The sequence below is a fragment of the Embleya sp. L77 genome (assembly GCF_055557415.1).
Genome location: NZ_CM145709.1, coordinates 1,690,847 through 1,714,581, shown reverse-complemented (window position 1 = coordinate 1,714,581; position 23,735 = coordinate 1,690,847). Strand labels below are relative to the sequence as shown.

Annotated in this window: 19 protein-coding genes; 13 read left to right on the top strand and 6 right to left on the bottom strand. The window is 72.6% G+C overall.

The genetic code is table 11. From position 1 onward, the window contains the following. Positions 1-20: 20 nt before the first annotated feature. Complete coding sequence (locus ACZOOI_RS06910; RefSeq protein WP_465281130.1) at positions 21-743, bottom strand: amino acid ABC transporter ATP-binding protein; 723 nt, start codon at positions 741-743, stop codon at positions 21-23. A gap of 280 nt (positions 744-1,023) precedes the next feature. On the opposite strand from ACZOOI_RS06910, the gene ACZOOI_RS06905 reads away from it, so the two are divergent. After that, the gene (locus tag ACZOOI_RS06905) at positions 1,024-1,701 is read left to right on the top strand and encodes a response regulator transcription factor (RefSeq protein WP_391581611.1); all 678 of its coding nucleotides are present in this window, start codon (positions 1,024-1,026) and stop codon (positions 1,699-1,701) included. Positions 1,702-1,737: 36 nt separating this feature from the next. After that, complete coding sequence (locus tag ACZOOI_RS06900; protein WP_465279922.1) at positions 1,738-3,153, top strand: sensor histidine kinase; 1,416 nt, start codon at positions 1,738-1,740, stop codon at positions 3,151-3,153. 46 nt (positions 3,154-3,199) lie between these two features. Here ACZOOI_RS06900 and ACZOOI_RS06895 read toward each other — a convergent pair whose 3' ends face one another. Together ACZOOI_RS06895 and ACZOOI_RS06890 are read right to left on the bottom strand one after the other, a co-directional pair. Further along, on the bottom strand, positions 3,200-5,116 hold the full coding sequence (locus ACZOOI_RS06895) for a bifunctional serine/threonine-protein kinase/glutamate ABC transporter substrate-binding protein (protein ID WP_465279921.1): 1,917 nt from the start codon (positions 5,114-5,116) through the stop codon (positions 3,200-3,202). 211 nt (positions 5,117-5,327) lie between these two features. Beyond that, positions 5,328-6,329: a TAXI family TRAP transporter solute-binding subunit gene (locus tag ACZOOI_RS06890; protein WP_465279920.1), complete on the bottom strand. Its 1,002-nt coding sequence runs from the start codon at positions 6,327-6,329 to the stop codon at positions 5,328-5,330. Positions 6,330-6,397: 68 nt separating this feature from the next. Between ACZOOI_RS06890 and miaB the strand changes: the two genes are divergently transcribed. Then, positions 6,398-7,873: a tRNA (N6-isopentenyl adenosine(37)-C2)-methylthiotransferase MiaB gene (miaB, locus tag ACZOOI_RS06885; RefSeq protein ID WP_465279919.1), complete on the top strand. Its 1,476-nt coding sequence runs from the start codon at positions 6,398-6,400 to the stop codon at positions 7,871-7,873. Positions 7,874-7,880: 7 nt separating this feature from the next. On the opposite strand, the gene ACZOOI_RS06880 is transcribed toward miaB, so the two are convergent. Further along, on the bottom strand, positions 7,881-8,468 hold the full coding sequence (locus tag ACZOOI_RS06880; RefSeq protein WP_465279918.1) for a histidine phosphatase family protein: 588 nt from the start codon (positions 8,466-8,468) through the stop codon (positions 7,881-7,883). Between the two features lie 61 nt (positions 8,469-8,529). On the opposite strand from ACZOOI_RS06880, the gene ACZOOI_RS06875 reads away from it, so the two are divergent. After that, positions 8,530-9,249, top strand: a complete 720-nt coding sequence (locus ACZOOI_RS06875) for a class III extradiol ring-cleavage dioxygenase family protein (RefSeq protein WP_465279917.1) — start codon at positions 8,530-8,532, stop codon at positions 9,247-9,249. Between the two features lie 125 nt (positions 9,250-9,374). Here ACZOOI_RS06875 and ACZOOI_RS06870 read toward each other — a convergent pair whose 3' ends face one another. Then, positions 9,375-9,851 carry an antitoxin gene (locus ACZOOI_RS06870; protein WP_465279916.1) on the bottom strand — a complete coding sequence of 159 codons (477 nt, stop codon included), beginning with the start codon at positions 9,849-9,851 and terminating at the stop codon, positions 9,375-9,377. A 232-nt stretch (positions 9,852-10,083) separates the two neighbouring features. On the opposite strand from ACZOOI_RS06870, the gene miaA reads away from it, so the two are divergent. From miaA to hflX, 6 genes are all read left to right on the top strand, one after another. After that, positions 10,084-10,992, top strand: a complete 909-nt coding sequence (gene miaA, locus ACZOOI_RS06865; RefSeq protein ID WP_465279915.1) for a tRNA (adenosine(37)-N6)-dimethylallyltransferase MiaA — start codon at positions 10,084-10,086, stop codon at positions 10,990-10,992. Positions 10,993-11,066: 74 nt separating this feature from the next. Next, a complete protein-coding gene (gene ggt / locus ACZOOI_RS06860; protein WP_465279914.1) occupies positions 11,067-12,878 on the top strand; it encodes a gamma-glutamyltransferase in 1,812 nt (603 codons plus the stop codon). 125 nt (positions 12,879-13,003) lie between these two features. Continuing rightward, a complete protein-coding gene (gene dapF / locus ACZOOI_RS06855) occupies positions 13,004-13,858 on the top strand; it encodes a diaminopimelate epimerase (RefSeq protein ID WP_465279913.1) in 855 nt (284 codons plus the stop codon). A 115-nt stretch (positions 13,859-13,973) separates the two neighbouring features. After that, positions 13,974-14,717, top strand: a complete 744-nt coding sequence (locus tag ACZOOI_RS06850) for an SCO6745 family protein (protein WP_465279912.1) — start codon at positions 13,974-13,976, stop codon at positions 14,715-14,717. Between the two features lie 224 nt (positions 14,718-14,941). Next, a complete protein-coding gene (locus ACZOOI_RS06845; protein WP_465279911.1) occupies positions 14,942-15,655 on the top strand; it encodes a DUF4097 family beta strand repeat-containing protein in 714 nt (237 codons plus the stop codon). A 167-nt stretch (positions 15,656-15,822) separates the two neighbouring features. Beyond that, a complete protein-coding gene (hflX, locus tag ACZOOI_RS06840; protein WP_465279910.1) occupies positions 15,823-17,328 on the top strand; it encodes a GTPase HflX in 1,506 nt (501 codons plus the stop codon). An 84-nt stretch (positions 17,329-17,412) separates the two neighbouring features. Here the strand turns inward: hflX and ACZOOI_RS06835 are convergent, their stop codons facing one another. Continuing rightward, a complete protein-coding gene (locus ACZOOI_RS06835) occupies positions 17,413-18,492 on the bottom strand; it encodes a trypsin-like serine peptidase (protein WP_465279909.1) in 1,080 nt (359 codons plus the stop codon). Positions 18,493-18,704: 212 nt separating this feature from the next. Between ACZOOI_RS06835 and ACZOOI_RS06830 the strand changes: the two genes are divergently transcribed. From ACZOOI_RS06830 to ACZOOI_RS06820, 3 genes are all read left to right on the top strand, one after another. Next, the gene (locus ACZOOI_RS06830) at positions 18,705-20,240 is read left to right on the top strand and encodes a diaminobutyrate--2-oxoglutarate transaminase (protein ID WP_465279908.1); all 1,536 of its coding nucleotides are present in this window, start codon (positions 18,705-18,707) and stop codon (positions 20,238-20,240) included. Beyond that, positions 20,237-21,796, top strand: a complete 1,560-nt coding sequence (locus ACZOOI_RS06825; RefSeq protein WP_465279907.1) for a pyridoxal phosphate-dependent decarboxylase family protein — start codon at positions 20,237-20,239, stop codon at positions 21,794-21,796. The genes ACZOOI_RS06830 and ACZOOI_RS06825 overlap by 4 nt, the downstream gene beginning before the upstream one ends. A 150-nt stretch (positions 21,797-21,946) precedes the next feature. Further along, complete coding sequence (locus ACZOOI_RS06820; protein ID WP_465279906.1) at positions 21,947-23,716, top strand: IucA/IucC family protein; 1,770 nt, start codon at positions 21,947-21,949, stop codon at positions 23,714-23,716. The last annotated feature ends 19 nt before the right edge of the window (positions 23,717-23,735 follow it).

Below are 23,735 nucleotides of genomic sequence, written 5' to 3'. Positions count from 1 at the left end.
CTGGGGGCGCCCGATCCGGCTCAGTGGTGCAGGATCTTGGAGAGGAAGTCCCGAGCACGGTCGCTGCGCGGGTTGCTGAAGAATTCGTCGGGCGTGTTCTCCTCGACGATGCGGCCGTCGGCCATGAAGATCACCCGGTTTGCGGCGGAGCGCGCGAAGCCCATCTCGTGGGTCACCACGACCATCGTCATGCCCTCGCGGGCCAGGTCGCGCATGACCTCCAGCACCTCGTTGATCATCTCCGGGTCGAGCGCCGAGGTGGGCTCGTCGAAGAGCATCACCTTGGGTTCCATGGCCAGCGCCCGGGCGATCGCCACGCGCTGCTGCTGGCCACCGGAGAGTTGGGCCGGGTACTTGTCCGCCTGGCTGCCCACGCCGACCCGGTCCAGCAGTTCGTGCGCCCGGCGGGTGACCACTTCGGCCTTCTCGCGGCGGACCTTGAGCGGGCCCAGCGTCACGTTCTGGAGCACGGTCTTGTGCGCGAACAGGTTGAACGACTGGAACACCATGCCGACGTCCGAGCGCAGGCGGGCGAGCTCGCGGCCCTCCTGGGGGAGCAGGTTGCCGTCGATGGTGATCCGGCCGCCGTCGATCGCCTCCAGCCGGTTGATCGTGCGGCACAGCGTCGACTTTCCCGATCCGGAGGGACCGATGACGACGACGACCTCGCCCTTGTGGATCGTCAGGTCGATGTCCTGCAACACGTGCAGGGCGCCGAAGTGCTTGTTGACGTTCTCCAACACGACGAGGGGCTCGCCGGGGTGCGCGTCCTTGCCGGCGTCGCGCTTGGTGAGCACCGGCGGCTTCGGTGCGATGTCAGAGGCATCCGTCGTCACGATGGCGGGCTCCGTCCAGAGTCGTCCCGTATCTTTTTGCGCGACCGGGTGGCAGGTGGGTTCGAGAGTCTCCCGGCGAGGCCGGGTGGTGCGTGACACTAAGGCAGGCAGCACCCCCCCAGTCAGTGCACTTGAGCTTGTCTTGAGGTCAAGAGTCGGTAACGAACCGTCAGATGTGAGGAACCACGTGCGCCTCCTGCTCGTCGAGGATGATCTGCGAGTCGCCGCGCCGCTACGCGCGGTTCTGGGTCGGCACGGTTTCACCGTGCGGCACGCCACCACCGGCGAGGAAGCCCTCGCCGCGCTCGACGACGTGCCCGACGTGGTGCTCCTCGACCTGTCGCTGCCCGACCACGACGGCTTCGAGGTGTGCAGTCGGATCCGCCGGTTGTGCGACGTCCCGGTGATCATGGTCACCGCGCGCGCGGACATCCGCTCGCGCATACACGGGCTGAACCTGGGTGCCGACGACTACGTCACCAAGCCCTACGACATCGGCGAACTGCTGGCCCGCATACACGCGGTGAGCAGACGCACGCGCAGCGACGCGCCGGTCGCGGAGAGTGTGCCGGCGGCCAAGGGGCCGAGCGGCATCGAGTTGGACCCGGCCACCCGGCGGGTCACCGTCGGCGGCGCCGACGTGGTGCTCACCCGCAAGGAGTTCGACCTGCTCGCCCTGCTGGCGCAGCGCCCGGGCGTGGTCTTCCGGCGCGAACAGATCATCAGCGAGGTCTGGCACACCAGCTGGGCGGGCAACAACCGCACCCTGGAGGTGCATGTCGCGTCGTTGCGCTCCAAGCTCGGCAATCCGGCGATCGTCGAGACGGTGCGCGGCGTGGGCTACCGTGTCGTTCCCGAGGCCTGATCCCACCGGCTTCCTGACGGATCGTCACCGGCTCCTGTGCGTACCCGCCTGCTCGCCTTGCTCCTCGCCCTGATGACCGCGGTGCTGATCGCGCTCGGCATCCCGTTGGCGATCTCCCGCGCGTCCGCACATCAGCAGGAGCTGATCCGGGACCGCGTGGACGATCTCACCCGCTTCGTTTCGGACACCCAGTTGACCGTGGTCTCGGACACGCTGCGCGCGCAGACCGACGGCGGGCAACCACCCGGTCCGGACGCCGCGGATCTGGACATGCTGCGCTCCGAACTGGAGCGCTACGAGGCCGTCTACGGCATCCGGGTCGGCGCCTTCGACCGGCGCGGGCAGCCGATCGCCGTGTCGCATCCGGGATTTCGGGTCGACCCGCGCTCGCCCGCGTTCACCGAGGCGCTCGCCGGGCGGCGCAGCGACGACCCCGGACAGGTCTGGCCCTGGCAGCGCGATCGCATCGTGGTCGCGGTCCCGGTGATCCACCGCGGCGATGTGGTCGCGGTCGTGCTGACCGACTCGCCGACCGGACGGATGCGTTCGAAGATCCAACGGGTGTGGCTGATTCTGGTCGCCGGCGAGGTGGTCGCGGTGCTGGCCGCGTTGCTGCTGGCGACCCGGCTCACCGGCTGGGTGCTGCGTCCGGTCCGAGTGCTCGACTCGGTGACCCACGAGATCGCCACCGGCCGGCTCGGCGCACGCGTGGCCGGCGCCCAGGGGCCGCCGGAACTGCGGCGGCTGGCAAGGTCGTTCAACGAGATGGCGGATCACGTGGAGACCGTCGTGGACCAGCAGCGGGCGTTCGCCGCGGACGCCTCGCACCAATTGCGCAACCCGCTGTCCGCCCTGCTGCTGCGGATCGAGGAACTGGGCCTGTCGTTGCCGCCGGGCCACGGCGAGACGCTGGACGGCGTGCGCGACGAGGGTCGGCGGCTCACCCACGTCCTGGACGAACTCCTGGAACTGGCGCTGGCGGAGAATGCCCGCCCGTCCGCGCGGGCCGTGGACGTGGCGGCCCTGGTGCACGAACGGGTGGACGCCTGGCAGACGTTGGCCCGCAGCCGCGGTCGCCGGTTCGAGCAGGAGGGCCCGCTCGCGCTGACCGGCAACGTGGACCCGGTCACCCTGGGCAGCGCGCTCGACGCGATCCTGGACAACGCGCTCAAGTTCGCCCCCGAGGACACCACGATCACCGTGGGGTGCTCGGCGGTGGGCAGCCAGGTGGAGATCCGGGTCAGCGACCGCGGCCCGGGGCTCACCTTCGAGGAGATGCGCCGGGTGGGCGACCGGTTCTGGCGCAGCCCGCGGCATCAGAACGTGGACGGCTCGGGCCTGGGCCTGTCGATCGCCCGCACGCTGCTCGCCGCGAGCGGCGGCACGATCGACTTCGCCGCGCGCGAGGGCGGCGGGCTGACCGTCACGTTGACCGTGCCCAGGGCCGACTGAGCCGCGCGCGGACGCGCAAACGACACGGCGGTCGCCGACACCCGCGCTATTCGGCCACCCGGCACTGCGGCGCACGCGGCTGCGGCAGGCCCAGCGGGCGCAATCGCACGTCGTAAGCGCGCTGCCAGTCGCCGTTGGCGATGTGCCGGTTCAGCGCCCCGCACACCGCGTCCGCGAGGGCGACGTCGCCCTTGCTCAGGCCCACGCCGTACGGCTCGTCCGAGAACGGCCGGCCCAGGATCCGCAACGTGCCCGGGTACTGGGCGACGAAGCCGGACAGAATCGCGTCGTCGGTGCTGACCCCGCGCACGTTCTTGGCCAACAACTCGTCCACGCACTCCGAGTACTTGCCGCGCTCCTGGACCTTCATGGTGGGGAACTCGGTGCGGATGCGGTTCGCCGACGTGGACTCGCGCACCACGCACACCGCGCTGTCGGCAAGGTCCTCGGGACCGTTGACGTCCGTCTCGTCCGCGCGGACCAGGAAGTCCTGGCCGGCGATGAAGTACGGCCCGGCGAAGGAGACCTTCTGCGACCGGGCGGCGTTGATCGTGTAGCTGGCCACGACCAGGTCGACCTGACCGCTGGTGATCCGGTACTCGCGGTTCTGCGTCTCCACGTCCATGAACGTGATCCGGTCCTTGAACCCGAGATCGTCCGCGATCATCCGCGCGACGTCGTCGTCGAAGCCCTGATACGCCTGCTCGCCGGTGCGCACGCTCCAGCCGGGCTGGTCCGGTTTGACCCCGATGATGATCCGGCCCCGGGACACCATCTCCCGGTAAGTCGGCGAGTTCTTGCGCAGGTTGGCGAGCGGGTCGGGGGCGTGTGTGCCGCCCTCGGCCCGGTTGTTCTCCACCGCGAGCCAGGACGCGCCCACCGCGACCAACAGGAACGCCAGGGCGGCGGGCAGCGCGATCCGGGTGCGCCGCCACCACCGGGCCCGGCCCGCGGGGCGGCTCGGCGGCTCGGCGGACGGGCCCTCGCCCGCGTAGGTGGCCTCGACGTCCTCGTCCGGCTCGTCCCGCTCGCGCCGGGGCAGCGGGTCGCCGCCCCAGGTCACTGGCACCGAGTCCTGCACCACCCGGGTGAGCAGCGCGTCGGTCTCCTTGGCGTCCAGTCGGCGGAGCGGATCCTTGCGCAACAGGCCCATGATCACCGGCTCCAGCGGGCCCGCGTGCCGAGGCGGCGCGGGCGGCGCGTTCACCACCGCGTCCACGACCTCCACGGGGGAGGACCGACGAAACGGCGCGAGACCCTCGACCATCTCGTACAGCGTCGCGCCCAGCGACCACAGGTCGGAGGCCGGATCCAGCGCGCCCGGCCCGTCGGCGAGGGTGTGCTCGCTCGATCCGTTGTCGGTGAGCACGCCGGCCCGGCCGCGGGAGAACTGTTCCGCCCGCTCGGGGGCGAGATAGCCCGGGGTGCCGAGCAGTTCGCCGAACTGGGTCACCTGCGGCGCATCGGCGAAGGTGGCGATACCGAAGTCGGTGAGCACCACCCGGCCGTCGGTGCCCAGGAGCACGTTCGCCGGCTTCACGTCACGGTGCAGCACACCCTTGGCATGCGCGGCGCGCAGCGCCCGCAGCACGTCCAGGCCGATCCGGGCCGCTTCGGCGTGGTCGAGTCGACCCTCCGCGCGGATCACGTCGGCCAGCGAGCGCGAGATCACCAATTCCATGACGATCCACGGCAAACCGTCCTCTTCGAAGACGTCGTGCACCGTCACCACGTTCTCGTGGCGGATGCGGGCCGCGGCGATCGCCTCGCGCTTGCTGCGCTCCAGCCAGGACCGCTGCGAGCCCGCGTCCAGGGACTTCGGCAGCAGCAACTCCTTGACCGCGACCTCGCGGCCGAGGGCGGTGTCCACGGCCAGCCAGACCTCGCCCATGCCGCCCCGGCCGAGACTGCGGCTGAGGCGGTAACGATTGTTCAGTATTCGGCCGATCTCCCCCTCGGACACCGCGGTCGCACCCTCCTCCCGAGCAAGCGGGCCTCCCTGACCATGTGTGCGGCCTTCCCCCCGGTCGGCTCACAGCGTCGGTTCGGGGACCGCGCACGGTCTGGCCTACAAGCTCAGAGCGTAGATGTCGGTCCCGAACACGATGACACGAACCCAGCATGTGCCATCGGAGCCGCTTCGCGCGACGCCCTTGGCATCACGATCTGTCCGATCAGGGTTTCACCGATCGGTACCACCGCTGGGCGCCCGTGTGCAGCGGCAGCGGATCGGTGAAGATCGCCGTCCTGGGATCGACCAACTGGGCCGCGTGCACCTCGCGTCCGATCGCCTCCCGGTTCTCCATCACCGTCTCGGTCACCCGCCTGATCAGCTCCGGATCCTGCGAGGCGCGGGTGACGAGCAGGTTCGGCACCGCGATGGTGGGCGTCTCGGTGCCGCCGGGATAGGCGTCCGCGGGCACCACCGCCTCGCGGTACACCGGCCCGTAGCGATCGCGCAGCTTTCCTGCCAGGTCGCCGAGTTGGACCAGCCGCAGCGACCAGTGCTCGGCCAGGTCGGAGACCGCCCCGGTGGGCAGCCCGCCGGACCAGAAGAACGCGTCCACCGTGCCGTCGCGCAGCCGCTGGGTGGCCTCCCCGATGCCGATCCGGACCGGGGTGATGGCCCGCTCCATGTCGCCCATGCCCACCTCGCTCAGCAGCCGGCGGGTGATCAGCTCCACGCCCGACCCGGGCAGCCCCACCACCACCCGGCGACCGCGCAGGTCGGTGATCTTCTGCACCGGCGAACCGACCGGCACCACCAGTTGCACGTAGTCGTCGTACAACCGGGCCACCGCCCGCAGTCGGTCGCGATCGCCCGGCCCGACGTCGGCCACCGCGTCGGCGGTGGCGATGCCGAAGGTGTCGACGCCATCGATCACCCGACGCAGGTTCTCCACCGACCCGCCGCTGGAGTTCACCGTGACCTTGACGTCGAGGTCCGTGGACAACCGCGGCCGCAACAATTCGCCGTAGCGGTGGTACACCCCGGTCGGCACCCCGGTGGCCAACGAGACCGGCCCGCGCGGGGTGGTCCGGTCGTCCTGCGAGAACACCAGGTACCCGCCGACCAGGCACGACAGCACGAGCGCGACCAGCGCGGCCCGGACCGTGCGGGGTCGGCGCGCCAGGGCGTCGCGCAGGGAAACGGGGAGGAACGACAAGGAGGGCACGGCGGCGATATTGCCATGGAGGTCGGCCACACACCCGGGGAAGCAAACCCCGTACCCTGTCGGGTGTTATGACTGCGCGAAGCTATGAGGTCCGCACCTACGGGTGCCAGATGAACGTCCACGACTCCGAGCGACTGTCCGGTCTGCTGGAGGACGCGGGGTATGTCCGCGCGCCCAAGGGGGAGTCGGCCGACGTGGTCGTCTTCAACACGTGCGCCGTCCGGGAGAACGCGGACAACAAGCTGTACGGGAACCTGGGCCACCTCGCGCCCGCGAAGGCCGAACGCCCCGGCATGCAGATCGCGGTCGGCGGCTGCCTCGCGCAAAAGGACCGGGACACCATCGTGCGCAAGGCGCCGTGGGTGGACGTGGTCTTCGGCACGCACAACGTGGGCTCGCTGCCGGTGCTCCTGGAGCGGGCCCGGATCGAGCAGGAGGCCCAGGTCGAGATCCTGGAGTCGCTCGACGTCTTCCCCTCCACGCTGCCCACCCGGCGCGAGTCGGCGTATGCGGCGTGGGTGGCCATCTCGGTGGGCTGCAACAACACCTGCACGTTCTGCATCGTGCCCGCGCTGCGCGGCAAGGAGAAGGACCGCCGGCCCGGCGACGTGCTCGCCGAGATCGAGACGCTGGTCGCCGAGGGCGTGATCGAGGTCACCCTGCTCGGCCAGAACGTGAACGCGTACGGCTCGGACATGGGCGATCGCGAAGCGTTCTCCAAGCTGCTCCGCTCGTGCGGCCGGATCCAGGGCCTGGAGCGGGTGCGCTTCACCTCGCCGCACCCGCGCGACTTCACCGACGACGTGATCGCGGCGATGGCCGAGACGCCGAACGTGATGCACCAACTGCACATGCCGCTCCAGTCCGGCTCGGACACGATGCTGCGCGCGATGCGCCGCTCTTACCGGCAGGACAAGTACCTCGGGATCATCGAGCGGGTCCGGGCGGCCATGCCGGACGCGGCGATCTCCACCGACATCATCGTCGGCTTCCCCGGGGAGACCGACGAGGACTTCGAACAGACCCTGCACACGGTGCGCGAGGCCCGGTTCGCCGCCGCCTTCACGTTCCAGTACTCCAAGCGCCCGGGCACGCCGGCGGCCACGATGGAAGGCCAGGTGCCCAAGGAGGTCGTGACCGAGCGCTACCAGCGGCTGCTCGCGCTCCAGGAGGAGATCTCCTGGGCGGAGAACCGCACCCAGGTCGGCCGCACCCTGGAGGTGCTGGTGGCCGAGGGCGAAGGGCGCAAGGACCACGACACCGCGCGGTTGTCCGGGCGGGCCCCGGACAACCGCCTCGTGCACTTCGAGCGCCCCGCCGACGGCGTGCGGCCCGGCGACATGGTCTCGGTCGAGATCACCTACGCCGCGCCGCACCACCTGCTCGCGGAGAAGCCGACCCTGGCGATCCGGCGCACCCCGGCGGGCGACGCGTGGGAGCGGCGCAACGCGGCCCCCGCGGCCAAGCCCGGTGTACTGCTGGGCATGCCGCAGGTCGGCGCGCCCGCGCCGGCGGCGCCGACCGGGGTCGTCTGCTGCGACTGAGCGGCGCTCAGGTCACGTTCCACCCGAGCAGGACCGGCTGTTCGCGCTCGTAGCCGAGGGTGGACAGCCGGGCCGTCTCCAGCCGGAACAGTCGGCCGTCCTCGGGCGGCAGGCCCAACCAGCGGGCGGTCAACACCCGGAGCAGGTGGCCGTGGGCGACGAGCACCGCGTCCTCGCCGCGCTCCAGCACCGGCCGCACCCGATCCAGCACCCGGTCCACCCGGCGACCCACGTCCGCGACCGACTCGCCCGGATGCGCGGCGTCACCGGGGATCACCCCGTCCCGCCACAGGGACCAGCCCGGGGCGGTCCGGCGGATCTCGTCGGTGGTGATGCCCTCGTAGCCGCCGTAATCCCACTCGACCAGATCCGGTTCGAGCCGCCCGCCGGTGATCCCGGCCAGCTCCGCGGTGTGCCGGGCCCTGGTCAGCGGGCTGATCAGGGCGAGCCCGAACCCGTGCCCGGCCAACAGGTTCGCCATCGCCTTGGCCTGGGCCTCGCCCTCCGGCGTCAGCGGGATGTCGGTCAGCCCCGTGTGCCGCCCGGACCTGCTCCATTCGGTCTCGCCATGTCGCACCAACATCAGTTCTCGCATGTGATCCATCCCATCACGCGGGTCGGGAGGCGTCGCGGCGGCCACTTAGTACTCTCCCTGAATGCTCGTAGCCGCCGCGGTAGTCCCGTGCCCCCCGATGATCGTGCCCGAGCTGGCCCGCGGGGCCGCAGCGGAGTTGCACGCGCTGCGCGCGGCGTGCGATCAGGCGCTGGCCGCGCTGGCCGAGACGGCCCCGGACCGGTTGGTCGTCCTGGGTGCGGGCGACGCGGACGCGACCCTGGATGCCGGGGGGACCGGCTCGTTCGCGCCGTACGGGCTCGACCTGGAGGTCATCCTCGGAGCCGGTGCCGCGCAGCCGCTGTCGCCCGCGCTGACCGTCGGCGCCTGGCTGCTCGGCCGCTCGCCGTGGGCCGCCGACCGGATCGCGGCGGGAACCGCGCCGAGCCCGGTGACCGGATCGGTGATCGCCGCGGACGCCGACCCGGCGCGCTGTGCGGCCCGGGGCGCCGAACTGGTCGCGGGCCCAGATCGGGTCGCGCTCCTGGTGGTCGGGGACGGGTCGGCGTGCCGGACCGAGAAGGCCCCCGGCTACCTCGACGCACGCGCCGAACCGTACGACCGCGCACTGGGCGTGGCACTCGCGGACGCCGACGCGGACGCGCTCGCGGCGTTGGACCCGGCCCTCGCGCAGGAGTTGTGGGTGGCCGGCCGACCCGCCCTCCAGGTGCTGGCCGGCGCGGCGGGCCCGGGTCGGCACGGCCGGCTGCTGTACGCCGAGGCGCCCTACGGCGTCGGCTACTTCGTGGCGCTCTGGTCCTGACCGGCGGCGGGCCACGACGGTCGGGCCCGAACCCGACAGCCGGGGCCGGGTGAGCCCCGAACCCGAAGGCCCGGAACACGAAAGCCCTGGGCGCGAGCGCCCCCTCGCATACGCCCGCTTCGGACTCACACGGTGGGATCGGCGGGAGGCCGGGGCGGCGTCGCCTCGGGCGCGTCGCCGCCGGTCTTGCCCAGCGCTTCCTTGGCCCGGTCCGAGGCGCCGTGGATGTGGTCGGTGTGCTTGCCGCCGGTCTTGTGGTCGGCGACCTCGGCGGCCTTGTCGATGCCCTTGTCGGCCTTGTCGCCGTGCTGACCGAGCAGCCCCTCGGCCTTGGCCTTGATGTTCTCGAAGACGCCCATGTCCTGCTCCTCCTCGGATGCGCCCGTCGCGACCTGATCGGCGACCGCGTCCCCGGGAGTCCGGGGAGCGGGCGTCGTGGCCGCCGCCTCGACCGGTTCGGCCTCGGCGTCGGCCGATGTCCGCGGTGCGGGCCGGTCCTCGACCAGCGTGGCGGTGTCCGTGCCCGCCGCGTTCTGCGAGCAGCACGAGCCGCTCTCCTCCGACGTGCTCGGACGCCGCTTGAACCAGTCGAAAACACTCACAATTTCTCCTAGACCGTATGTCTGTGGTCGTTGTCGTGCATTTCGGCGGCGGGGCGGGGAAGATCCGCTGGGCCGTACGGGGTACCGCCACGCCGCCCGGAGTAAAGCCACCCGGAGTACACGGGTCGCGGGAGATCAACGAGAGCGCGCGGGGCCGGTCACGACCTCGCGCACGGCCGTACCGCAACGAGCGACGGCACGACCGGGTGCGCCGATCCGGCAGACTTGGGGGGTGAGTCCCCGTGTCATTGCCGTCGTCGGTCCCACTGCGGCCGGAAAGTCCGATCTGGGGGTCGCCTTGGCCCGTGCGCTGGACGGGGAGGTGATCAACACCGATTCCATGCAGCTCTACAAGGGCATGGACATCGGCACCGCCAAACTGACCGTCGCCGAGCGCGCCGGCGTCCCGCACCACCTGCTCGACGTGTGGGACGTGACCAGCTCCGCCAGCGTGGCCGAGTACCAGCGCGACGCGCGGGCGCTGGTGGACGACCTGCTGGCGCGCGGCCGCACGCCCGTGCTGGTCGGCGGTTCCGGACTGTACGTGCGCGCGGTGCTGGACGACCTGGAGTTCCCCGGCACCGACCCCGACATCCGGGCCCGCCTGGAAGCCGAGGCCGAGCGGGTCGGGCCCGGGCCGCTGCATCGGCGCCTGGCCGAGGCCGATCCGCCCGCCGCGGCGGCGATCCTGCCGAGCAACGCCCGGCGGATCGTGCGCGCGCTGGAGGTCATCGAACTCACCGGGCGCCCGTTCACCGCCACCCTGCCCACCCACCGCTCGCTCTACGACAGCGTGCAGATCGGGGTGGACGTGCCGCGCCCGGTGCTGGACGAGCGGATCACCGCGCGGGTGGACCGGATGTGGGCCGCGGGTCTGGTCGAGGAGGTGCGCGAGCTGGAGAAGGTCGGGCTGCGCGAGGGCCGGACCGCCTCGCGCGCGCTCGGTTACGCGCAGGTGCTGCGGCTGCTCGCGAGCGAGTGCACCGACGAAGCGGCCCGCGAGGACACCGTGCGCACCACCCGTCGGTTCGCCCGCAGGCAGGACACCTGGTTTCGGCGGGACCCGCGGATCCAGTGGTTGACGCACTCCAGGGCCGATCTGCTGGACGCCGCGCTCGAACGGGTGATCCGACCCGCGTAGGGGTGTTGCGGGTGGGGCGGGCGTGGCACGGTGGGAGGTCCGTGACACACCCAAACCTTCTTGGGGGAGGCGGCGTGATCCGCTCTGTTCGTCGCGCCCTGGCGCTGGGCGCGGCGCTGGGACTCGCATTGACCCTTCCGGGGGTGGCGTCCGCGCACCCCGGCGAATCGGCCGTCCCGCCGCCCAAGCAGCCGGTGGCCACGGGCTGGGGCGGTGCGGTCTCCAGCGTCGACCCCGACGCCACCCGGATCGGTCTGGACGTGCTGCGCAGGGGCGGCAACGCGGTGGACGCCGCGGTGGCCACGGCCGCGGCCCTGGGTGTCACCGAGCCGTACTCGTCCGGGATCGGCGGCGGTGGCTACTTCGTCTACTACGACGCGCGCAGCCGCACGGTGCGCACCCTGGACGGCCGTGAGACGGCGCCCGCGAAGATGGGCAAGGACGCGTTCCTCGACCCGGCCACCGGGCTGCCGATCCCGTTCGACCAGGGAGTCAACTCGGGGCTCTCGGTGGGCATCCCCGGCACCCCGCAGACCTGGAACACCGCGCTGCGCAAGTGGGGCACCACCAGCCTGCGCGCCGCGCTGGAGCCCGCCCGGGCGCTGGCCGAGCGCGGGTTCGTGGTCGACCAAACCTTCCACGACCAGACTGCGGCGAACGCGACCCGGTTCGACGACATCACCCCGACCGCACGGCTGTTCCTGCCCGACGGCCGGCCGCCCGTCGTGGGCAGCGTGTTCCGCAACCCGGACCTGGCCCGCACCTACGAGCAGCTGGGCCGCAACGGCGTGGACTGGTTCTACCGGGGCGGGCTCGGCCGCGAGGTGGTGCAGACCGCGCAACAGCCGCCGGTGGCACCGGGCGCGGACCGGGTCTTCCGGCCCGGCCTGATCGACACCGCCGACCTGGCCCGCTACCGGGTCCTGGACCAGCGGCCCACGCACGTCGACTTCCGCGGGCTGGACGTCTACGGCATGGCGCCGTCCTCGTCCGGCGGATCCACGGTCGGCGAGGCGCTCAACATCCTGGAGACGACCGATCCGCGTCGGCAGGACGAGGCGACCGCGACGCACTACTACCTGGAGGCGTCCCGACTCGCGTTCGCCGACCGCAACCGCTACGTCGGCGACCCCGCCGCCGTGGACGTGCCGCTCCGCGGCCTGCTCGCGGACGGCTACGCGAAGGAACGCGCGTGCCTGATCGACCCCGACCACGCCGCGGTGAGCCCGGTCCCGCCGGGTGACCCGACGCCGCCGTACGACCGCGGCTGCCGGCCCACCGGCACGCCGGAGGCGAGCGAGCCGGTCGAGGGGTTGTCCACGACCCACCTGGTCACCGCCGACCGCTGGGGCAACGTGGTGTCGTACACGCTGACCATCGAGCAGACCGGGGGCAGCGCGATCACCGTGCCCGGTCGCGGCTTCCTGCTCAACAACGAGCTGACCGACTTCAACTTCGCGCCGCTCACCCCCGGCGTGTTCGACCCGAACCTGCCCGCGCCGGGCAAGCGCCCGCGCAGCAGCATGTCGCCGACCATCGTGCTCCGCGACGGTCGTCCGTTCATCGCGGTCGGCTCGCCCGGCGGCGCGACCATCATCACCACCGTGCTCCAGGTGCTGACCGGGCGCCTGGACCGGGGGTTGTCGCTGCCGCAGGCGGTCGCCGCGCCGCGCTTGTCCCAGCGCAACGGGGCGGCCACCGAGGTCGAACCCGGGGTGCCCGAGCCGCTGCGCGCGGCCCTGGAGCAACGTGGCCACGTGCTCAAGGCGAATCCGGAGATCGGCGCCGCCGCCGCACTGGAGTTCCTCCCGGGCGGCCGGGTCCAGGCCGTGGCGGAGCCCACCCGCCGGGGCGGCGGCGCGGCGGGCGTGGTCCGACCCGACTGATCACGGGCCTCGCCCGACACGCCCGGCCCGAAGAACCTCGCCCCACGCGTCTCGACGCACCGCACGGGAGCGGCCCCGGTGGAAACCCATCGGGGCCGCTCTCGGTCACGCCCTAGGATTGTCGGGTGAGCACTCTGCACTTCTTCAAGGGCCACGGCACCGAGAACGACTTCGTCATCGTGCCGGACGCGGACGGCGGATTCGCCCCGACCGCGGAGCAGGTCGCCGCGCTGTGCGATCGGCGCGCGGGCATCGGCGGGGACGGTCTGCTGCGGGTGGTGCGCTCGGCCAAGGATCCGGCCGCCGAGCACATGGCCGGCGAGGCCGAGTGGTTCATGGACTACCGCAACTCCGACGGGTCGATCGCGGAGATGTGCGGCAACGGCGTGCGGGTGTTCGCCCGGCACCTGGTCGAGCAGGGGCTGGCCGAGGCGGGCGAGTTGCGGGTGGCCACGCGCGGCGGGGTCAAGACGGTCACCGTGCCGATCGAGGGCCCGGTCACGGTGGACATGGGTGTGCCCCGGCTGCCCGACTCCGCGGGCATCGGGGTGGACGTCGAGGGGCGGGTGCGACCCGCGACCAACGTCGACATGGGCAACCCGCACGCCGTGGTGTTCGTCGAGGATCTGGCCCAGGCGGGAGACCTGTTCACGGCGCCGGCGGTGTCTCCCGCGGGGGCGTATCCCGACGGGGTCAATGTCGAATTCGTGGTGCGCCGGGCGCCGGGGCACGTGGCGATGCGGGTGCACGAGCGCGGCTCCGGGGAGACCCGGTCGTGCGGGACCGGCGCCTGTGCGGTGATGGTCGCCACGGCGCGGGCCGACGGCGCGGAGCCGGCGGTGACCGGCGAACCGGTCGGCTACATCGTGGACGTCCCGGGCGGTCGACTGGTGATCACCGAGCGCGTGGACGGCCACATCGAGATGACCGGCCCGGCCGTGATCGTCGCCGAGGGACGGGTCGACCTCGATCGGTTGTGAGGCCCGGCCCGCCGGTGTCGCCCTGCGGGAGTCCGTCGGCCCTGTGCACGCCCGAGGCTCCGTGATAGGTCTTGCATGACCTGGTCAAGCAATGCCGTCATGGGGAGACACCAGCATGAGCAGCATGGACACGGCACGTGACACCACTCGCGCGGTGAAGAAGACGGTGCAGGCGGCGGGGGCCTTCTTCTTCGCGCCGCACACGGTCGCGCGCGGTGCGGAACTGGGCCTGGACGGGGTGACCCTGTACATCGCCGGTCGCGGCGGGGTCCTGGGGGACGTGGACGACGACACCGTGGTCCGCGCGTTCCACCACTTCACCGCCGACACCCTGCTCCCGCTGTGGGCGGCGGGCCGCAAGGTCGCACCGCCCGCGCAGGTCGGCGAGTTGTACGCGGAGTGCGCCCGGGAGTGGGGCCGGACCCACCTCGCGGACCTGCCGGAGGTGGAGCGGCTCGCCGGGATCACCACCTCGATCGTGCGCGCCAACGACCTGGCCGGCCTGGCCCCGCTGTACTCGGCCTGGCGCGGTGTACCTCTTCCGGATGACGCGCCCGCCCGGCTCGCGCAGAACCTGCAGACGCTGCGGGAGCACCGGGGCGGCCTGCACATCCTGGCGCTGGCCGCACACCGGATCAGCCCGTTGGAGGCGCAGGTGGCCGAGGGGAGCCCATACCTGGAGTTCTATGGGCACCAAAAGCCGTTTCCGCAGGTCACGGCCGATCTGGCGGAGCGGTATCGGGCCGCGGAGGAGCTGACCGACGAACTCGTGGCGGCCGGTTACGCGGTTTTGGACGAGGCCGAGGCGGCGGACTTCACCGCTCTCGCGCCGGCCCTGGGCGCCCGGTTGGCGCACTGACGCGGGCGCACGGTCCCGGTACCGGGGTCCGGGGGAACCCCTAGACGGGTCCTTCCCGGAGGTGGACCGTCTCGGGGTTCCCTCCTGCCAGGGAAGGACCCGCGTTACCCGACGCCGGACCGACGCGGGGCGGGGGTGTGCCTTCCTAGCCTGGAGGCATCAGCAAAGCGGGGGAGTGGTCGTGCGTTCGGGCGGCGGACCCCGCCCCGACCCAAGGAGAAACGATGCCTGCCCGCAACCGTCGATTGGCTCTGCTGGTCCCGCTGGTCGCCCTTCCGCTGGTGCTCACCGCGTGTGAGTTCAACGTGGACACCGACGGACACGAGTCGGAGAAGAAGACCACGTCCTACGACGTCTCGCAGAACGTGCGCTCGGTCAAGGTGGACAGCAACGCGGGCAACGTCAAGGTGACGGAGGCCGACGTCAAGACGGTCGAGGTGACCGAGAAACAGCACTACGACAAGACCGCGCCGACGACCACGCACAACGTGGACGGCAACGGGCAACTGGTCCTGGACTACGACTGCGCGAGCAACAAGGCCTGCTTCGTGGCGTACGAGGTGACCATCCCGCGCGGGGGCGCCGCGCTCGACATCCGTACCGATGCCGGCAACGTGACCCTGCGCGATGTGACCGGGACGCTCAACCTGCGCACCAGCGCGGGCAAGATCGACGGCGAGGGGGTCACCTCGGCGAAGGTGACCGCGCAGACCAGTGCCGGGTCGATAGATCTGACCTTCACCAAGCCGCCCACCGATGTGGACGCCAAGACCAACGCGGGCCGGGCGACGGTGCGGGTGCCGGGCGGGCAGCAGTACGCGGCGGACGTGTCCACCACGATCGGCGACACCGACGTCAAGGTCTCGCGCAACGACCAGTCGCAGCACCGGATCAAGGTGCACGCCGACGCGGGGCAGGCGCGGCTGCTGACCTCGTGAGGTCGACGGTTCGGCGAGGTCGCCGATCGAGGGTCGACCCGATTCGGGGAGGCCGGTGGAACGAACCGGCCGAAAACCCGGATGCCCGCGCGCGGGCGGTCGTGGGACCATCGTGACGGCCGCCCCGGGGAATGGAGCGGCCCGCCGACTACGTTGAACAGGACGATATGACTTCTCGCTCACACCGCGCCGGACACGACGACACGGACTCGACTCCCCCATTCGACGATGCCGACGGCTTCGACGACGGAGCGACCTTCGACGGATTCGGAACGGGCGATGACGTCGGGGTCGGTCCGCTCGACTACGACGGCGACCAGTTCGACCGCGAGGAGCGCAGTGCGCTCCGCCGCATCGCCGGTCTCTCCACGGAGCTGACCGACGTCACCGAGGTCGAATACCGGCAGCTTCGCCTGGAACGGGTCGTGTTGGTCGGGGTCTGGACCGACGGGACCGCAGCCGAGGCCGAATATTCGCTCAAGGAACTCGCCGCGCTCGCGGAAACCGCGGGCTCGGAGGTGCTGGACGGGCTGATCCAGCGCCGCGACAAGCCGGACCCGGCGACCTACATCGGGTCCGGCAAGGCCAAGGAACTGCGCGACGTGGTGATCGCCACGGGCGCGGACACCGTGGTCTGCGACGGTGAGCTGACCCCGGGTCAGCTCATTCAGCTCGAAGACGTGGTCAAGGTCAAGGTCGTGGACCGCACGGCGTTGATCCTGGACATCTTCGCGCAGCACGCGAAGTCCCGAGAGGGCAAGGCGCAGGTCTCGCTGGCGCAGATGCAGTACATGCTGCCGCGCCTGCGTGGCTGGGGCGCCTCGCTGTCGCGCCAGATGGGTGGCGGCGGCGGTGGCGGCATGGCCACGCGTGGCCCCGGTGAGACGAAGATCGAGACCGATCGTCGGCGCATCCGGGAGAAGATGGCCAAGATGCGCCGCGAGATCGCGGACATGAAGAAGGCCCGGGACACCAAGCGGCAGGAGCGGCGGCGCAACGCCATTCCGTCGGTGGCCATCGCGGGTTACACGAACGCGGGCAAGTCCTCGATTCTGAACCGGTTGACCGGTGCGGGCGTGCTGGTGGAGAACGCGCTGTTCGCGACGCTGGATCCGACGGTGCGCCGGGCCGAGACGCCCAGCGGTCGCGGGTACACGCTCGCCGACACGGTCGGGTTCGTGCGCCATCTGCCGCACCAGCTGGTCGAGGCGTTCCGCTCGACCCTGGAAGAGGTCGCCGACGCGGATCTGATCCTGCACGTGGTGGACGGCTCCGACCCCACGCCGGAGGCCCAACTGGCGGCCGTTCGCGAGGTGTTCACCGAGGTCGAGGCGCACAAGGTGCGCGAGATCGTGGTGGTGAACAAGGCCGACGCGGCCGATCCGGAGGTGCTGGCGCGGCTGTTGCGTCGGGAGAAGCACGCGATCGTGGTGTCCGCCCGTACCGGGCAGGGCATGGACGAGTTGCTGGCGTTGATCGACGAGGAACTGCCGCGCCCGGATGTCGAGGTCGAGGTGGTCGTGCCGTACGAGCGCGGCGATCTGGTGGCCAAGGTGCACGGCACCGGTGAGCTGTTGGCCACCGAGCACCGCGAGGCGGGCACGTGGTTGCACGCTCGGGTGGGCCGGCAACTCGCCGCCGAGTTGGAGCGGTTCGTGGTCGCCAAGCGCTGAGCGACGGTCGACCGGGCCCGGGCCGCACACGAACATCGTGTGCGGCCCGGGCCTTTGTCGTGTCCGGGGACGGCCGGGCGCCGCTCAGTTCTTGCGTTTGAGGTTGTCCAGCATGCGGCGGGCGTCCTGGTCCAGGTAGGGGCCGGCGATCCAGGTGTGTCCGGCGCCGCTGAGCGCGCTGTTGCCGATCAGCCGCAGGGTGCCGTCGGGGGCGGTGGCGTACCAGCCGCCGCCGCTGGCGCCGGCGGTCATGGTGCAGCCGATCCGCAACAGGGGCGGGCTGTTCGGGTCGACGGTCAGCCGGCGCGGGTCCTGGGTGCAGGCGAACATGGTCAGCCCGTCGAACGGGGCGTCCTGCGGGTAGCCGTACGCGCCGGCGTCGGTCAGGTCGCGCGGGGCGTCGAACCACACCGGCAGGGCGCGGCCGACGACCTCCTCCAGGCTGCGTGCGCTGCGGTCGGGGTTCTTGACCTCGACCACCGCGTAGTCGTAGGCGGTGGCGGGTGACGTGGAGTTCGTGCCGCCGGCGCGCCATTGGTCGGAGGTGGACACCGAGGTCGCCCACCACTGGCCGAAGGGTGCGACCGGACCGGGGTTGCCGAGGTTGGCCAGGGTGGCCTGGCCGCTGCTGTTGAACGCGGGCACGAATTGCAGGCTGGTGAACCAGGTGCCGCCGCGACCGGCGTGTACGCAGTGGCCGGCGGTCCAGACCAGGTTGCTGCGGCCGGGGCGCTTGGGGTCGGCGATCACGGTCCCGGAGCATACGGAGGGGCCGTCGGGGGCCTCGAAGAAGAGTTTGCCGGCGGCGACGGTGCCGGCCGCGCCGGTGTAGGGGCGGGCCACCGGGCGGGCCTGGACGGGCGGCGGCTTCGCCTCGGCGAGCACGTCCGGCAGGGGGCCGCGGGAGGGTTGCGGGCCGGTCCGGTCGGGCGCCGCGGTCGGGGCGGGTGGCCCGTCCTCGCCCTTGGGGTCGCGGGGCCGGGCCCGGCTCATGCGTTCCGGCGTCCAGTGCGCGGGGTCGCCGGGATCGGCGAGTGTCTCCGGACCCCTGCCGCCGCCGTCGTCGCCGACTCCGGTGAGGGTCAGTGCCATGACGGTGCCCGTCACCAGCAGCGACACCGCCACCGTCAGCGTGACGAACAGCGTGCGAACGCCGCGCGTCAAGCGCCTACCTCCCCGTGTGCGCCCCCGGATATGACCGCCCGACAGTATCGGAGGGCATTGCGGCCGTGATCGGGCGGCGGTTCGGTCGTTGTTTGGACAGGGGCCGTCGATCCGGCGATTGTCACTCGTTGTGGTGACCATTTTGCCCCCAGTCATCATTCCAAGGTAAGCCTTACCTAAATTTCGATCGCCCTTGTGGAGGTGCCGCAGTCATGACCGCCGCCCTGACCAGGCCGGACGACCGCTCCGGCACCGGGAACCCGACGCCGGACGCGCCGCCCGCGGCCAACGCGCCCGCGGCCGCCGCGCCGGCGCCCACCACGCCCGTCGACACCGCTCCCGCGGACACCGGGCGGATCGGCCGCCAGCGCACCGGCCCGTCGGCCGACGGGCCGGGCATCCTGCGCCGGCAGGCCGCCCGCGAGTCCTCGGCGCGCACCTACGCGCGCTCGTTGCCGATCGTGCCGGTGCGGGCCCGGGGGATGACGGTCGAGGGAGCCGACGGCCGGCGCTACCTCGACTGCCTCTCCGGCGCCGGCACGCTCGCGCTCGGCCACAACCACCCCGTGGTGCTCGCGGCGATTCGCGGCGTGTTGGACACCGGCGCGCCGCTGCACGTGCTCGACCTGGCCACGCCGGTCAAGGACCGCTTCGTCGAGGAGCTGTTCGCCACACTGCCGCCGGAGTTGGCGCGGGGCGGCCGGATCCAGTTCTGCGGGCCGGCCGGCACCGACGCGGTGGAGGCGGCGCTGAAGTTGGTGCGGACCGCGACCGGGCGGCGTGGGGTGGTCGCGTTCACCGGCGCGTACCACGGGATGACCCAGGGCGCGCTGGCGGTCAGCGGAGACACCGCGATCCGCAACGCGACCGGCGCGGGTACCGGCGACACCGTGCGGCTGCCGTTCCCGCAGCGCTATCGCTGCCCGTTCGGCACCGGCGGCGCCGAGGGCGAGCGGGTGGCCGCGCACTACGCCCGCACGCTCCTGGAGGACCCGGACGGCGGGGTGCCGGTACCCGCCGGGATGATCCTGGAGCCCGTGCAGGGCGAGGGCGGGGTGCTGCCGGCGCCGGACGGCTGGCTGCGCGAGATGCGCCGGCTGACCGCGGAGCGCGGCATCGCGCTGATCGCCGACGAGGTACAGACCGGCCTGGGTCGGACCGGCACGATGTGGGGCGTGGACCACGCCGGCGTGGTGCCGGACGTGATGGTGATCTCCAAGGCGATCGGCGGCAGCCTGCCGCTCGCGGTCGTGGTCTATCGCGCCGAACTGGACCACTGGTGGCCCGGTGCGCACGCGGGCACCTTCCGCGGCAACCAGCTGGCGATGGCGGCCGGCACCGCGACGATCGCCTTCGTGCGCGAGCACCGCCTGCACGAGCGGGCGGCCCGCCTGGGGGCCCGCCTCGCGGGCGCGCTGCGCGACCTGATGCCCGGTCAGCCGGCGATCGGCGACGTGCGCGGGCGCGGGCTGATGCTCGGCGTGGAGATCGTCGAGCCGGAAGCCGCCGCGGACGCGTGCGGGGCCCGGCCCGTGGCGCCCGCGCTGGCGCTCGCGGTGCGCCGCGAGGCGCTGGGTCGGGGGCTGATCGTCGAATTGGGCGGGCGGCACGACAGCGTGGTGCGGCTGCTGCCGCCGCTGACGATGACCGACGTGCAGGCGGACGCGGTGTTGGAGCGGCTGGCGGACGCGATCGAGGCGGCCCGGGCCGGCCGGCCGACCTCGACCGGCGGATCGGAGTCGGCGTGAGCACCGCGCGGCACGTCGGGCATCCGGTCGGGGCCGCGCTCGCGGGCGGGGTCGCGGGCACCGACGCGCTGCGCGCGCTGGTCGAGGTCGCGCTGGCCGCGCTGGCGGGAGGTGCGGATGCACGGGGTGGGCCGCTGCCGCCGGGCGGCCCGGTCGCGGTCGCGGCCGAGGTGGCCCGAGTGCTGGGTCCGGGCGCGGTGGGCCCGGTGGGCTCCGTGCCGGACCCGCGCGGATCGGCCGCGGTCGGCCCGGGTCCGCTGCCGGTGCTGGGCGTGGGCGAGTTCGCCGCGCTGGGCGAGTTGTCCGCGCTGCTGGCCTGGGGGGCGGCGGATCCGGCCGATCCGTACTGTGCGGGGCATCTGCACTGTCCGCCGCTGGCCGTCGCGGTGGCCGCGGACCTGGTCGCCGCCGCGCTCAACCCCTCGCTCGACTCGTGGGACCAGGCGCCGGCGGCGACCGCGCTGGAGGTCGAGGTGGTCGCCGCGCTCGCGGGCCTGGTCGGCTTCGCGCCGAGGGCGGCGGGCGGCACGATCACCAGCGGCGGCACCGAGTCCAACCTGATGGGCCTGCTGTTGGCGCGGGACGCGGCGGGTCCCGGGGTGGGTCGGCGGCGGATCCTGTGCTCGCAGGCCGCGCACTTCTCCATCCGCCGCTGTGCGGGCCTGCTGGGCCTGGGCGAGGACGCCGTGGTCACCGTGCCGGCGGGCGCCGACCATCGCATGGACCCGGTCGCGCTGGCCGCGGCCGGCCGCCGGGTGAGGGCCGGCAACGACCGGATCGCGGCGATCGTGGCCACCGCGGGCACCACCGACCTGGGGGCGATCGATCCGCTGCCGGCGATCGCCTCGGTGGCCCGGGAGTTGGGCACGTGGCTGCACGTGGACGCGGCCTACGGCGGCGGCGCGCTGTTCTCGGACCGGCTCGCGCCGCTGCTGGCCGGATTGCACCGGGCGCACTCGGTGGGCCTGGATCTGCACAAGCTGGGCTGGCAGCCGGTCGCCGCCGGGGTTTTCCTGGTGCGCGACGCGGCGCTGCTGGCCCCGCTCGCGCAGCGAGCCGCCTACCTGAATCCGGACGACGACGAACAGGCCGGCTACTTCAGCCTGTTGGGCAATTCGCCGCGCACCACCCGGCGGGCGGACGTGTTCAAGATCGCGGTCACCCTGCGTGCGCTGGGCCGGGCCGGACTGGGCGAGTTGGTCGAGCGCTGCCACGACCTGGCCCGGCACGCGGCGCAGTTGATCCGCGCCGATCCGCGCCTGGAGTTGGCCGCGGAGCCGGTGCTCACGTCGGTGGTGTTCCGCTATCTCCCGCAGCGCCAGGACGGGCCGGGTCCGGCGGGCGCGGCCGAGACGGACCGGGTCAACGCCGCGTTGCGCCGCCGGCTGCTGCACGAGGGGAGCGCGGTGGTCGGCCGGACCGAACTGGGCGGGGGCCCGGGCGCGGTGCGGCTCAAGCTCACCCTGCTCAACCCGAACACCACCGCGGCGGACCTGGCGGCCCTGCTGGCGGCCGTGGTCGAGGCGGGGCGCGCGGAAAGCGCGCCGCCTTGCTGACGCTCCGTCAACAAACAATCGGTTCCGCGCGCCTCGCATGTTTGTGACCCGCCTCGCCGAACAATCGACACGGGTCGAAATCTCCCCAATCGGGAGCAACCTCATCCACGGGCATCGACCACGGGTCGATCGACACCACACGGAGCAGCGATGACCATCGCGGGTCCCGACCCGTCCGCCGTGCGGACGGATCCCGAAACGGACCACCTCGACGCGCCGGAGGCCCGGCGCGCCGCCGACGGGGCGACGGTCGAGTGCCTGCTCCGCTGCTGGGTGCGCGAACGTGCGCTGCCCAGGCCGCAGTCGAGCGTGCTGAGCATCGACCTGCCCGCGATCGGGCGGACCGTCACCGTGCCGGTGCGCTACTGGTCGCCGTCCGGGTGGCACCGTTTCGGCGCTCCGCACCTGGACGGCGAGGGGCCGTTGAACGCGGTCACGCTGGCGCTGGTGCTGGGCGACGAGGCGAGTGCGAGCGGGACCTCGGCGGCCGGTGGGGCGTGCGGAGACACCGCGATCCGGGTCGCCGACTCGGTCACCCACGCCGAGCGCTACATCGCCCATCGTCGGGCGCACCCCGAGGACCCGCCCGGGACGGCGCCGTTCCTGGCCGCCGAGCAGTCGCTGGTGCTGGGCCACCCGATGCATCCCACACCCAAGAGCCGCGACCGGCTCGACCCGGCCGAGGACGCCGCGTGGTCGCCCGAGTTGCGCGGGTCCTTCGCACTGCACTGGTTCGCCGCCGACGCCGACCTGGTCGGGCAGGACAGTGCGCTGGGGCGCGAGGCCGCGGACGTGCTGGCCGAGTTCGCCGGCGACTTGCGCGCGCCCGAGGGCACCGTGCTGGTGCCCGCCCACCCGTGGCAGGCCCGGGACCTGCCCGGGCGCCCGCACCTGCGGGGCCTGTTCGACGCGGGCCGGCTGCGCGCGCTCGGCCCGGCGGGCGCCCCGTGGTACCCCACCTCCTCGGTGCGCACCGTGTATCGACCCGACGCCGAGGTGATGCTCAAGCTCTCGCTGGGCCTGCGGATCACCAACTCGCGTCGGGAGAACCTGCCCAAGGAACTGCTGCGCGGGATCGAGGTGCACCGCCTGCTGCGTTCCGGCCTGGAGCACGAACTGCGCTGCGCGCACCCCACCTTCGACATCGTCCGCGATCCGGCCTGGATCTCGGTCGCGGAGCCGGAGCCGTTCCCGCGCCAGGACCGGCCCGCCGCCGGCCTGGAACTGGTGCTGCGGGCCAATCCGTTCGGGCCCGACCAGCGGGTGTCGTGCGTGGCCGCGCTGGTGGCCGAGCGGCCCGGGATCGGCCCCTCGCGGCTGGCCGGATACGTACACGCGCTGGCCGAGCGCAACGGCCGCTCCCTGGCCTCGGTCGCCGAGGAGTGGTTCGAGCGCTACCTGGCGGTGGTGGCCGAGCCGGTGTTGTGGCTGGATCGGCACGCGGGCATCGCGCTGGAGGCGCACCAGCAGAACACGCTGGTCCTGCTGGACGCGGACGGCTGGCCCGCGGGCGGACGTTACCGGGACAACCAGGGCTACTACTTCCGTGCCTCGCGCGCCGCCGACCTGGCCCGGCGACTGCCCGCCGCGGGGGTGGCCAGCGACACCATCGTCGCGGACGAGATCGCCGACGAGCGGCTGGCCTACTACCTGGGCGTGAACAACCTGCTCGGGTTGATCGGCGCGTTCGGCGCGCAGGGCCTGGTCGAGGAGTCGGTGCTGCTGGCGCGGCTGCGCACGCTGTTCGCCGCCCACGCGCCCACCTGTGGCGCGGCGCGCTCGCTGCTCACCGATCCCAGGCCGCGCTGCAAGGCCAACCTGCTGACCCGACTGCACGGCCTCGACGAACTCGTCGGTCCCGTGGCGACCCAGTCGATCTACGTGCACATCCGCAACCCGCTCGCCGACGCCCCCGCGTGAGCCCGGTCCCAGGAGGTTC